Origin of the sequence: Chryseobacterium aahli, assembly GCF_022699665.1 — a bacterium.
Taxonomy (GTDB): domain Bacteria; phylum Bacteroidota; class Bacteroidia; order Flavobacteriales; family Weeksellaceae; genus Chryseobacterium; species Chryseobacterium aahli.
Map to the genome: position 1 here is coordinate 126719 of NZ_JALDNB010000004.1, position 13197 is coordinate 139915.

Genomic DNA, 13197 nt, shown 5'->3' on the forward strand with positions numbered 1-13197 from the left:
TTTAAAGAATGAAAAATTTCACTTGGGGACACGGCGTATTTTTAGCGCTCGGTTCTTTTATCATATTTATTTTATCAATGCTTTTTTTATTTCCGAACGGACAGAAGAACTCGGAAATGGTAACTGATAAGTATTACGAAGAAGAATTAGAATACCAATCAGTAATCGATGCAAAGAAAAGAGCAGATACCATTAAAGAAAAACCGGCATTTTCTCAAAATGCTGAGGGAATTAAATTAACCTTCCCTGCAACCATCAACAACGCAAATTCAAATATTAAATTTGTGCTGAACAGATCAGATGATCAGAATTTAGATATCAAAAGATCTGAGCAACTTGACGCCAATCAGTCATTTTCTATTCCTGCAAGAGTTTTAACGAAAGGAAATTATACTTTGCGATTGATGTGGACTACCAACAAGACAGACTACCGACTCGATTATGATGTAATATGGAAATAGCATTTGTGGTATCGGCGATTGCTTTAGGCTTTGCTTCCGGTTTCCATTGTATCGGAATGTGCGGCCCGATTGCTTTGTCAATGGGATTAACCAAAAAACAAGCGACCAATTTTTATCTTCAAAACTTAACCTATCAGTTCGGAAGAATTTTCACCTATTCATTATTGGGTGGAATTTTAGGAATTATCGGTGAAGGATTTGAGATGGCAGGTTTTCAGCAGTATTTAACGATTGCTGTGGGAGTTTTATTAATTGTGATGGCCTTATTTTCATTTGGAGGAAAAGACTTTGCTTCAAAAATTCCTTTTTTATCTAAATTTCTATTCTCAGTAAAATCAAACTTAGGAAAACTTTTACAGAAAGCAGATTACCGCTCAAGATTCACCACAGGAGTTCTCAATGGCTTTCTTCCCTGCGGAATGGTTTACATGGCATTAACGGCAAGCTTAGCAGCCGGAGGAATCTTACAGGGAGCTTCATATATGGCTTTATTCGGTTTAGGCACCCTTCCATTCATGTTTGCAGTAGTTTTAGTCGGAAACCTTATGAATCAAGCTTTCAGACTTAAAATTTTAAAAGCAGTTCCGGTCATTATGATTATTTTGGGAGGATTATTTATTCTGAGAGGTTTAGAGTTGGGAATTCCGTACATCTCTCCAAGAGCTGAAGCAATGACCATTTCAAAAGACAATGTAGGTGAATGTCATTTGCCGGGAGATCACAGCACGCATCCTCATAATGCGAATTGCCATTGATTTATCATTGAAGTGATTATCTTTGCTGATAAATTGGTTTTTGTCGCTAAACATTTCGGGATTTCCGTTGACGATATTATTTTCTTCAATGGAAAAAAATAATGTTCCCCACGAAGTTTCTATAGAAGATACCGCAGTTCTGGAACAACTAAAATTAATTAACGAACTCGACACCGAAGAAAAAACATTCTCCTAAAGCTTATTGAAACTTTCGTTTCTAAAAAACGTTTTAAAGATTATCTGCAGAAAAATATTGCTGCGATGTAAACACAAAAAACCTCACAAATTGCGAGGTTCTTTGTGTTTACAAAGGGGTTATTTCATTTAAATTTAAAAAAGGTGTATTTAAAAAATATTCCATTCTTTTTTTTTAAAATTAGAGTATCTTGAAATGGCTCTTTAATAATACTATCACCTTTTTTTACTGTAAAAAGGAAAATATTATTTTCATTTAAATTACTGGTCGTCGGATAAAAAACAACTGTTTTATTATCTAATTGCAATTTTACTCCTCTAGCATATTCTTTTGCTTCTATAACCGTACCCTTTAAATCACTCTTAATAAAATATTCATAATTATGTTGATCTCTGTTGTCCATTGAATTACTGGCATAACAAAAACATAATATTAGTATTATAAATATTGTTATGAAAAAAAATATTTTCTTGTTCGTCATTTCTTATAAAAATCTTTAATTAAATAAGTATTTGATACTCCAGCAGAAGCATTAATTGGTACAGGTTCCAATGGAAGTCCTCCACCAGCATTTAACTGTGTGCCAAATATGAAACCTCCGTTTACTTTTGTCGCCGTACCTGTTACTCCAATTTCTCCTCCAGCAGTTAATGAACCAGCGACCCATCCTGTAGGAACATCACCATTCCTAGTATTAGTAACCAACATACTTCTCGTAATATCAGACGCATTTCCTGTATAATTAGCATTGCCCACATTAATAGTTAGATCCAAATTATAGCCTGCGCCAACCGAGGGAGTTGTTGTGATAGCAGGTAAAAAACTAGCTTCAGGTCCGTGCAATACCCAATTTGCTTCAAAACTTGTTCCTCCTCCAGCTGTAGAAATTCCAGAAAATCCACCACCAACATTAACAAAATCTCCGGTAAATCCTCTTACAGCATCACTGTCCCAATTAATTAAACCAGCATCACCAGAAGCATTTACTATTGCTTCCCAAGGATTTCGAGAAGTTATTGTTCTTCCGAAAGAGGTGGTTGTAGAATACCCATTTGTAACTGTCTCCCCGTTTTTAGTAATACTTCCGTCACTGTTTAAAATATTATTATTGCCACCTCCACTTATGGAAATAGAACCTCCATTCGCCTTTTGAGTAAGGTTGGTTTGCCCAGCTCTTTCTGCACTTCCATCATGCCATGCAATATTACCTGTTTCGTTATCTTCATACCAATCTTCTAATCTTCCATCTGGATCAATAAATCTCATAGGATTGTCATAAGCATAACGATACGGAGACCAAGCTCTGTTAACTTCCGCTAGCGGATCAACAACGCCCCATCTCCCAATATCCGGCATATAAAATCTAGCGCCGTAATCATACATTCCGATCTCTTGCAACTCATTAACGTTGTACTTTTACTGGTAATTACTCTCAACTTACTATGGTTTTGTTTATCTACCATACAATGCAATCTTTCGGCAACAGGAAATCTATCTAACTAGAATTCACTGTTGATTTGGAGGTAATTTATATTCCTTCAATATGATTCTTTTTGAAGTTTCGGATATCTTAGAGGCCATCCCTTTATTCTTATACCTCCAAAATTCTAGGCTGTTATCTGCAAATAATGTGTCCTTTTCAATAATAAATCCAAAAGTATAATTACCATCATCAGGGACAATGATTTGATTTTTTAATATTATCTGATTCTTAATAATAGAAATATCATTTTTTAAATCTTTACTTTTAATTGGAACTGTTGTCATGTCATAGTCTTTCATGAAGAACATCTGTAAAGATGATCCCCATGTATAGTTTTGACTAATATTTAAACCATTATAATAATGCAGTGTTACTAATTGATTACAACAAGATGTAAAGATTAAACATATAAACAATAAATATGTGCTTTTTATCATAATTATGGATTTGATGGAGGTTTAATTTTTGTGGAAGTTACATTTTCTACAGGATATGGTATTATTGAATAATTAGTTCTATAATCTTCTCCAAGTTTTTTATTCATTTGATTACCTAATTTAACAGTGGTAAACTCTTCTTCTTCATTTTTAAATCCAATATTCAAACCTTCTGGATTAAAAATATTTTTTTCCTTCTTTCCAGCGTAGTCGTTTAGCCTTCTTTTTCCATAATTCGAAGTATCTAAAAGATCACCCCAACCATGAATAATTTCATGTCCGAGCCTTGAAGTTGGACTATTATATCCTAAATTACCTGGTTCTCTTGTTGATTTGGCACCATCTTTTCTAAATCTTACACCTTCTGATGTATTAAATTTCACAGAATTTAAGTTAGGATTATATTCATTAGGCTCACCGTTTTTTGTTTGCTCTAAAATGGTAAATGTATTTTTCTTATCATTAATCATTTCATCCATGATATTAACAGTTTTCGCTTCTTTACCTTCGCCGATAGTAACATTAAGAGCTCCTGAAGAATATAAATGGTCTAAAGCTTTAAAGACATTTGCGTCGAAATCATTATATTTACTGTAATCTCTCTTCTTGTCATATGTATAGATATGATCTCCAAATCTAATATCACGACCATCAGGGTCAGTAAAAATTATGGGATTATTTACTGCATAATTATATGGAGAATGTCTTCTATGTTTCTCCGCCAGCGGATCTATCACACCCCATCTTCCAATGTCAGGCATATACATCCTCGCCCCATAATCATACATCCCTGTTTCCGCTTGCAATTCTTTACCGTTATACTCATATTGATAATTTGGGTTTTCACCAGGATTATATCCGTCATGCTTTAATCCAAAAGGATAATAGATGTTTTCTTCAAGAACTCCTATGCTGCTGCCATTGTGGAGGTAACTTAATCTTGTATTTCCTAAATGGTCTGTATAATTGTAAATATACTTATTTTTCACAAAATCAAAATACCCTTCTGAAGTGGGGACAAATTGAATTATATTGTCAATATATTGAAACCCGTCGAGATAATCTGTCTTTTTGATGATTACAGCCTGTGTTTTTCCTGAAAAATAAGTGTGGGTTTTCTTTATTTTTGTGCCGTCTGCACGATAGGTGTAGAGCGTATTTTTATAAATATCTTCCCAAAACCTTGTGATAAATTGATCGAATTTAATATAATTAGGAAGGTTCAAAAAGTTGTAATCAATCTGTAAGATACCTTTGTCAACATGATCTTTCATATTCCCATTAAAATCGTAGTTTATTAGATTACCAGAAGTATCAGGATAGCCTAAATAATTTGACGATGCATCTGCAACAGAATTAAGTCTGTTTCCTGTATAATTATACGTAAGATCGTCTATAAGCTCTGCTCCTACATAAGCTGCATTCCTGTTTCTTTTCAGTGTTCCAATATTACCATTAAGATCATAGCTCAATTCTTCGTTGAAGTATCCATTTTGGGGAACAGAGGTGTCAGGTTCAGCATATGAACCTTTTTTCAGCCTGTTTAATGCATCATACTGATATGAGTATCTTTTTAAAACACCATCATTCGCAGATTTCCAGTCAACTTCTGCAATGTTGCCATTATATCTACCTGTAGCATTATTGGTATATACAGGGTTGTGGTATTTTATTTGATATCCAAACAATTTTCCGTTTAGATTTGCAGGATCATTAATCTGCGTCATCCACCCACGGATATTGTAAGCATAATCAACTGTCTGAATTCCGCTTCCCAAACTTGCTCCGCCTACTTTTTTGTTTTTCAACTGCGAAAGTTCATTGTAGTCGTTCTGAGCAAGGTATTCAAGAGGATTGCTATCAACCTGATGGGTGTGGGTAAGCAGTCTGTTCTGATGATCGTAGGTGAAATTCTCAGTAATTACACGCTCTGTATCAGAATCTAATCGTTTATGTTTTGTAATTGCCTGTTTTGGTACTCCTGAAAAATCTAGTAAAGATTCGGTTTTGGTATAACCACCCAGATGATTTACAGAATGGCTTGCAACAGGCCTTCCTTTGGTGTCATACCAGGTGTAGCTTTTTGTCCAATTGTCATCTTCAATATTCTTTACATAAGAAGCAACAGGTAGTGTTTTTGTACTGATGTTGTATAGCTGTGCATTTTCGTGCAGTATATTCTGTCCTAAAACCTGCGTAGGTATTGCAGGGCTTCCTACAGGATAAATATCATAATAATTTACCGTCAATATAGTTTCTATCTGATTGTACAGATCATTTGTATAATAAATCTGCATACCATTTCTGGTAAATCCTGTATTGTTTCTTGATTCAGTGATAACATACTGATTGGTTATATTCTGTAATCCTGCACGAGTTTGATTTGGAAGTGGCATCAATCCTGTATAAATCACTCTTCCAAATGTATCATATTTTGTAACAACCCATTTTGAGGTTTGCCTTAGATTAGCATCTTGTGTTGCCACCAATCGGTCAGCCTTGTCATAGACCATATATTCCCATCCTTTTCCGGGAAGCTTTTTTTCTACCAAACGGTTTCTGCCATCGTACCGATATTGATAATAGAGGTTTTCTACTGTCGATGATTCTACAGTAGGTGCCGAAGCTAATGGTGGAATAACAAATGCAAGCTGATTATATTCGTTATACACATAATAGGTATCTGTATTTTCTGTAGCACTCAGAACTTTTCTCAAGAGAAGAGTCTGCCCTTGTCCGTTTTTAAATTCTATGGTTTTGTTTCCGTCTTCATCAGTTACCGTATTCTTGTATAATTGTGAAGGCTGGAAATATTGAAGGAGCTGAACAGCGGTTTGCGTTCTGCCTTCGACCCATGTTGTAGTAGTTTCATATTTTCTTACATAGTCGCTAGCTACGTTGGCGTCATAATCAAATTTGATGGGTTTACTAGTCCAGTCGTTTCCTACTTGGATCTGCTGTTGGACTCTGTCCAGTGGTGAGTTTTCTAAGATTTTTTCTGCATAGATTTTCTCCGATCCGTAGATGTCAGTTTGTGTGGCATTGGAAAGCGGTGTAGGTACAATAGCTCCATTCATTGTTCCACTCTGAGGCACGGGAAGATAGTCTTTCACCTGTCTTCCAAAACCATCATATTCGATATGGCTAACGACATCTCTGCCTAATGGTGAAGCTTTGATATTCACGACTTGTTTAGGCCTTCCCAAACCATCCATATACTGGACGGTCTCAGCAGTCTTTGGGTTAGCTGCCGTAGGATCGGTTATATATGTTTTTGTATAGACATAGTTTTCTGTTGTGCTTGGTACAGTAGTCTGTGCATGGGATAAACCTGCTAAAAACAACATACTGATGGGGATGATTATTTTTTTCATGGTGTGTTTTTATGGTTTGTAGTTGTATTTGAATTCTTTCAACAGTTTACCTGTCGAATTATCCTGTCTGATTTCTTTTAATCGATTAGCTGAATCGTACAAGTAAACTTCTCTGATGCCTGATGGTGGCGTGATGCTCGTCACTCCTATCAATGGATCATAAGTATAGGTTGTAATCTGGTAATTATATAAACCTGAATCTTTTCTGAATGCATCTAATGCATTAATCAATGCAGGTTCGTTAGAAGGATTCGAAGCATCAAGATCTGAAGCGGCAATAATTGCAGTTGCCAGACTGCTCACTTGTGCATAAGTAGCTCCTGATACTTTGGCTATCGGCTGGGTGTTGTTATATCCCCAGATGATTGAAGTGGAAATACCATCTTTGGCGGTGTACTGAAGAAGATTGCCTTTGCTGTCGTATTTATTAAACGTTACCTGTGTAGAGGCATTTCCACTGGCAAGATTATAGGATAATGCAGAACTTGGAAGCAAATGAGATGCATCGTCATATTTGGTCTCTGTTTTTGAGACAAGTATTCCAGAAGCTGAAGGACTTTCTTTTTCGGTTACCAAAACTTCCAGAGGAAGGGCAATCATGTTGGCATTGATCAGCTTAAAATTATTTTTTTCATGAGCATAGCTGTAATTAATTGTATTGATTTTGTTATCTGGAAAAATTATTTCTTTATTTGTTAGTTGATGATGTACGTTATGTCCATATATGTTATTTGTAATTGTTTTCAATTTTTTATTTCCATCAAAATACTCTGTTTTAATTTCTTTATTTACAAATGAAAAATCTGTAAATAAGGGATAAATTTCATACAAATATATTTGAGAATAATAGACTGCTCCATTGTATGCAAAAGCCAATCTTTTATCTCTTGGTTCTATTCTTAAACCAAAATTTGGTGTTATTCTGGAATTTCTGCTTGCAAATTCTATACTGTCTTTTTGAACTATTTCATTTGTATTTGTTGTAAAAAATTCATTTTTATAAAGTTTATTTTTTTTCCAGTTTACTTTGGGAATTCTATCGAGAGTCTCCAATGTTCTCTCCCCTAGTTCCGGCATAAAATTGTTTTCGAAATAGTGTTTTATCTTAATATTTTCATTATTAATATTGTTAATTTTCTTTTCCGTAACTTCTGAATAAGTGACCATTGACCCTGTAGCTGACTTTAAGGGGAAATTAATAACCCCATATAATTTATCAAGATCCTTATAGAACTCTGAAATTCTTAATATTGGATAGCCCCACATAATTCCTGATGAAAAACCCTGTGAATCTAGATATTCATATTCAGTTTTAGATACAACTTCTTCATCATAGTTTCTATGCGTCATATTTTTTATCCGCATTCCTCCCGTTGATTTAATAGTTGGTGTCGCAGAGACATTTTCAGATTTTTTTAATATATCAAAATAAGAAAGGCTTATATTAAATCCTAAAGGTTCATTATAATTTACTCTTTGGGCAATAATTTTGTAGTTTCCTTTAGGAAGTATGAAATGATCTCCTGAGGATAAATTAGTGAAATGTCTTAGAACTACATTGTTTTGATCTATTAATTTAACAGAATATCCGTCTTCAGAGCTTAAATGGTTGGGATTTGTGCTAGTTGTTTCTATAATGCTAACATCCGTTTTAAACGTTGAATGAAGGGCGGTAGTTTCAAAAGGCATCTCATAATAATCATTCATTAAAATCTGGTTTGTATTTGGGTCTATTGATTGCTCTCCAGCAAGATTTATCAGCATTTTCACTTTAAGTAAATCTTCTGAAATGGGAAGATCATTATAATCATTAATTGCTTCAAAAGTGTGATTTTCATATTCCAGATCGAGATAGCCTTTTGTAGGATATTTTATTCTCTTCAGCATTCCAATTTTACTAAAATTTAAATCAATTGAACGATCTGCATTTCCCCAAACTCCCGCATATCCGTTAGTATAGGTAACCGTTTGTTGAGGAATTAAGCTTTTATTGCTAACCTTTCCATTATAATAACCCCAAAAATCTTGAGCATAAGACAATTTACTCGGGAGTTCACCAGGAAAATATTCAAATGAATAGCTTTTTATTTCGTTTCCTTGTTCTGTAGCATTTAATTCAATCAACTTATCTAACCTTAGTCTGTATCTTGATTTTTCAAAATAATTTGAGAAAAAGCCTGATTCAATTCTTGAATAATCATACATCCCGGTAGGATATTCATCATTAAAATAGGATGTTTGAAATTTAAATTTTTTCTTAACCTGATTTTTATATATAACTTCAATTTCAGATAAAGCGAAAGCGTTAATGTCCTTTCTTATATTTGGGTTTTTTTTAAACTCTATTGAAATATCATCACATATAATTTTTTTAAGCTGCTGATCATCAATATTAGGTGTAAGAAAATTGTTTAATACTTTTCCTGTTTTGTTTGTATCAAAAAGAGATTTAGTAATAGGATAATAGTTTCCAACCACTACAGGATTATTGTTTTCCCATACAACGATATCATATCTTGAAAGACCATCAAAATTTGTAGTTTTAGGAACATACATAAACTGGGAAATCCTTATAACTTCGTCATTTGAAAGATTATAATTATTAGCATTTTCATAAAATAAACGAACCTTTTTATTATTTGTTGTAACAATTTTCACCAACATCCATGATTGAACCTGAGCTTGCCCTGCACTACTCGAATTGTAATCTTCATTAAAAAATGCTCCTCCTGAATCATATATTATGGATGAATATAAATCATTACCCGTTTCCTGATTACTACCAAAAAAATATTGGTTTCCCGCTGGGTCAATAATTTTGAATCCACTTATTACAGAATTAAAAATAAAAGGCTCTATCTTATAATCATTAACTGGTGCACTTACAAATTTATCAGTAGTGTAATCATAATAAAATGTAAAATTAGTATTGAAAAGCATTATATTATATTCATCAGGCTCAAAATCACTTTCTCCATATTGTTCCATATAATTATTTATGTCAATCAGATTTCCTGATGATAATTTACTGATAGCAGTATTAACAGTGCTCTGAAAATAGGAAGGTTGATTTACCACATCAATTTTTCCTCTAATATTTCTAGTGATATTACCCGCAGCAATTAAGTTCCAGCCTAACCCAACCATTCCAGGAACTTCATTAACCTGTACTCCTCCAGTATTATAGTTCAATCCAATTGGTATTGATAAATCTTTATCTACCTCAAGATTATATAAGGGTACATCTAAAGTAACAGTACCTGTAGATAATGAGATAGGCTTGTCTAAATATTTACCTAAAGAGGCAACTTCAGGAGATTTAGGCAAAAAATTAACAATCGCATCTTTTTGAGAATATGTAACAGAATATATTAATATTAAAGTTATTTTAATTATTTTTCTCATGTGTTTTTATTTTTTAATCAATTTAGCATTCGCTGTTTTATTCGTATCCGTTTTTATCGTCACCAGATACGCTCCCTGAATCAAATTCTGAGTATTAATCTTAGTCACTTTATTTTTCGTTTTCAGACTCTGCAATTGTCTTCCACCCATATCATATAGTGTGATATCAGCTTCCTTGAAATCTAAACCAATCTCTACATAACAATAATCAGACACCGGATTCGGATAAATCTTAATATCTTGTTTTTCAATCAGCTGATCCAATTGCTTATCTCCTAACTTTACGATCTTCCAGTTTTCTTTTCCTAGTTCCTCAGCACTTGTTCCTGCCAAAATAATCGAACCGTCTCTGTTGAGTTTAATATCAGATAATCTTTCTTCCTTTTTTCTCGATTCTCCTTTGACGTGTTTTCTCCACTGCTCGTTGCCATCCTGATTCAGATAGAGCATCCAAAATGTTTCATCATCTGCTTCTATTCTGCCTTCCGCCTGAGTATAACCTCCGAGTAAAATTCCTTTCGAGATTTTATCGTCTCCGGTTTTCACCACATTCATCCCCATCAGAACATCCCTGTTCTTAAAATTGTAAGATTTCTGCCAAAGTTCTTCACCTCTGTCATTTAAGGATATTAACCAAATGTCAGTTCCTTCTTCAATGCCCACAGATTTATTTCCTGATCTTTCAGATCTCGATTCACCACCCACGATAAATCCTGTAGAAGTCATTGCTAAAGTTCTTATGTGATCATCACCTTTACCACCAAAGTTCTTTTCCCATTCTACTTTCCCTTCTTTATTAAGCTTTATAATCCAGTAATCCCCTTCACCGAAGTTTTCGGTTTTCTTTGATCCGCCTGTGTTGCTTCTGGAGTAAATTCCCAACAACGCACCTCCGTCAAGCGTAGGAATCATCTTCTCCACTTCATCAAGACCACGTCCACCTAAAATAATCTGAGATAGTTCTTTTCCGTTCTTATCGAGTCTTGAAACCAAAACATCTTTAGACCCAAAACCTTTCGAATCCTGAGCTTGTCGAAGGGCTGTACCATTCCCTGCAACAAAAAATCCAAAGTCAGTAGTTTGAATCACCGCTCTGGCTTCCTCATCCTGTGAAGTTCCCAAAGTTTTCTGCCACAGCTCATCTCCAAATTCATTGATTCTGATCAGCCAGATATCAGATCCGCCTTTAGCGTCATCTTTTTTATCTAACCCTTTTCCTGAATAAGAAGTTCCTGCCAACAGAAAACCACCTTCCTGAGTAGCCACCGTTGCAGAGAGAAAATCATGGTTTTGTCCCGAGAAATACTTTTCCCAGACTTCTTCACCTTGCTGATTGAGTTTTACCAAAAGAAAATCGTAACCGTTATTTTGTTTGTTTTCGGAAGTGAGTTTTTTCGATTGAATAGAACTTCCTGTAATGAGGTATTGCTGATCGATTGTTGTGGTGACTTGTGAGAGAAAATCCTGAGTAGAGGATTTAATATCTTTCTGCCATACCACATCCTGAGCATACCATACGGCAGTTGTGCATAGTAGAACTGCACTCATGTAGAGTTTTTTCATGATTTGAGTTTTTATTTTATTGGCGCTAATTTAACTTTTTTAAATACATACCACAATAGTTTGATAAAAACTTGATGATGATGTGATATTTATTTTGACAAAGCTAACTCAACGAGGCGCCAAAACTTGACGTGTTATTTTAAGACTGTATGACAAAATAGCTCATTAAAACCACTATCAAAATGACAAAAGCCATCCGAATCGGATGGCTTTTATTGTATACTAGTATAAAATTTTAATTAATCAATTCAAATCTCGCATACTCAGCGATTTTCTTCGGAAGCTTAATACCTTCCTCAGTCTGATTGTTTTCAAGCAATGCTGCCATAATTCTCGGCAAAGCCATGGCAGAACCGTTTAAAGTATGTACCAGCTGGGGTTTTCCGTCAGCTTTGTAACGACACTTTAATCTGTTGGCCTGGAAGGTTTCAAAATTTGAAACTGAACTTACTTCCAACCATTTCTCCTGAGCTGCACTCCACACTTCAAAATCATACGTCATTGCAGACGCAAAACCTGTGTCTCCACCGCACAATCTCAAAACTCTGTATGGCAATTCAAGATCAGTAAGGATTTCTTTAATGTGCTCTACCATTTCTTCCAAAACAGCGTAAGAATTTTCAGGTTTTTCTAATCTTACAATTTCTACCTTTTCAAATTGGTGAAGACGGTTCAGACCTCTCACATGAGCTCCGTAACTTCCCGCTTCTCTTCTGTAACACTGAGAAAATGCTGTATTTTTAATCGGAAGATCTTTTTCATCCAACAAAACATCACGGTATAAATTCGTCACCGGAACTTCTGCTGTAGGAATTAAATATAAATCATCTGCATTGATGTAGTACATCTGCCCTTCTTTGTCAGGCAACTGACCTGTTCCGTAACCTGAAGCTTCATTCACAACGTGAGGCGGATTTACCTCCAGATAACCGGCATCCACATTTTTATCTAAAAAATATTGAACCAAAGCTCTCTGCAATCTCGCTCCTTTACCAAAATACACAGGGAAACCAGCTCCAGCGATTTTTACACCTAATTCAAAATCAATCAAGTTGTATTTTTTAGCCAGTTCCCAATGAGGAATTGCGCCTTCGCCTAAACCTTCAACATCATGAGACTGATAAATAATTTCGTTATCATCTGCAGAAACTCCGGCCTTTACCAATTCGTAAGGTACGTTTGGAATTTGATACAGAATATCCAACAACTTTTTTTCGATAACCTCCAACTGAGACTTCAATTCTGCGCTCGACTCTTTATATTGTGCTGTTTTAGATTTTGAGGCTTCAGCTTCTTCTTTTTTCCCTTCTTTCATCAAAATACCAATCTCTTTGGAGATTTTATTGATTTCTGAAAGTTGAGAATCTAATTCAAACTGAATTTTTTTTCTCTCTTCGTCAGTAACGATTGCCTCGTCTACCAACTCAAGACCCTTGAATTGTCTTTTTTGAAGACCTTCTAAAACGCGTTCTTTGTTTTCGCGCAAAAAATTGACTTGTAACATAAAGTGTTTTATAATTTAA

9 protein-coding genes are annotated in these 13197 nt (G+C 34.7%); 2 read left to right on the top strand and 7 right to left on the bottom strand.

Annotated features, from left to right (window positions below):
• Positions 1-8: 8 nt before the first annotated feature.
• Both MQX03_RS09260 and MQX03_RS09265 read left to right on the top strand, forming a co-directional pair.
• The gene (locus MQX03_RS09260; RefSeq protein WP_242802687.1) at positions 9-461 is read left to right on the top strand and encodes a FixH family protein; all 453 of its coding nucleotides are present in this window, start codon (positions 9-11) and stop codon (positions 459-461) included.
• Positions 452-1216, top strand: a complete 765-nt coding sequence (locus MQX03_RS09265) for a sulfite exporter TauE/SafE family protein (protein ID WP_242802688.1) — start codon at positions 452-454, stop codon at positions 1214-1216. Before MQX03_RS09260 ends, MQX03_RS09265 begins: the two co-directional genes overlap by 10 nt.
• A 320-nt stretch (positions 1217-1536) precedes the next feature.
• On the opposite strand, the gene MQX03_RS09270 is transcribed toward MQX03_RS09265, so the two are convergent.
• From MQX03_RS09270 to serS, 7 genes are all read right to left on the bottom strand, one after another.
• Entirely contained in the window at positions 1537-1815 is a 279-nt protein-coding gene (locus MQX03_RS09270; protein ID WP_242802689.1) for a hypothetical protein, read from the bottom strand.
• A 74-nt stretch (positions 1816-1889) separates the two neighbouring features.
• Complete coding sequence (locus MQX03_RS09275; protein WP_242802690.1) at positions 1890-2810, bottom strand: RHS repeat-associated core domain-containing protein; 921 nt, start codon at positions 2808-2810, stop codon at positions 1890-1892.
• Positions 2811-2918: 108 nt separating this feature from the next.
• Positions 2919-3194, bottom strand: a complete 276-nt coding sequence (locus MQX03_RS09280; protein ID WP_242802691.1) for a hypothetical protein — start codon at positions 3192-3194, stop codon at positions 2919-2921.
• Positions 3195-3334: 140 nt separating this feature from the next.
• The gene (locus tag MQX03_RS09285; protein WP_242802692.1) at positions 3335-6706 is read right to left on the bottom strand and encodes a DUF6443 domain-containing protein; all 3372 of its coding nucleotides are present in this window, start codon (positions 6704-6706) and stop codon (positions 3335-3337) included.
• A gap of 9 nt (positions 6707-6715) precedes the next feature.
• On the bottom strand, positions 6716-10111 hold the full coding sequence (locus tag MQX03_RS09290; RefSeq protein WP_242802693.1) for a hypothetical protein: 3396 nt from the start codon (positions 10109-10111) through the stop codon (positions 6716-6718).
• 6 nt (positions 10112-10117) lie between these two features.
• Entirely contained in the window at positions 10118-11674 is a 1557-nt protein-coding gene (locus MQX03_RS09295; RefSeq protein WP_242802694.1) for a T9SS type A sorting domain-containing protein, read from the bottom strand.
• Between the two features lie 235 nt (positions 11675-11909).
• Positions 11910-13178 carry a serine--tRNA ligase gene (serS, locus tag MQX03_RS09300; RefSeq protein WP_242802695.1) on the bottom strand — a complete coding sequence of 423 codons (1269 nt, stop codon included), beginning with the start codon at positions 13176-13178 and terminating at the stop codon, positions 11910-11912.
• Positions 13179-13197 lie beyond the last annotated feature (19 nt).

Coding starts and splice junctions, on each gene's coding strand:
- MQX03_RS09260 (WP_242802687.1), top strand. CDS start 9: ATGAAAAATTTCACTTGGGGACACGGCGTATTTTTAGCGCTCGGTTCT.
- MQX03_RS09265 (WP_242802688.1), top strand. CDS start 452: ATGGAAATAGCATTTGTGGTATCGGCGATTGCTTTAGGCTTTGCTTCC.
- MQX03_RS09270 (WP_242802689.1), bottom strand. CDS start 1,815: ATGGACAACAGAGATCAACATAATTATGAATATTTTATTAAGAGTGAT.
- MQX03_RS09280 (WP_242802691.1), bottom strand. CDS start 3,194: ATGAAAGACTATGACATGACAACAGTTCCAATTAAAAGTAAAGATTTA.
- MQX03_RS09285 (WP_242802692.1), bottom strand. CDS start 6,706: ATGAAAAAAATAATCATCCCCATCAGTATGTTGTTTTTAGCAGGTTTA.
- MQX03_RS09290 (WP_242802693.1), bottom strand. CDS start 10,111: ATGAGAAAAATAATTAAAATAACTTTAATATTAATATATTCTGTTACA.
- MQX03_RS09295 (WP_242802694.1), bottom strand. CDS start 11,674: ATGAAAAAACTCTACATGAGTGCAGTTCTACTATGCACAACTGCCGTA.
- serS (WP_242802695.1), bottom strand. CDS start 13,178: ATGTTACAAGTCAATTTTTTGCGCGAAAACAAAGAACGCGTTTTAGAA.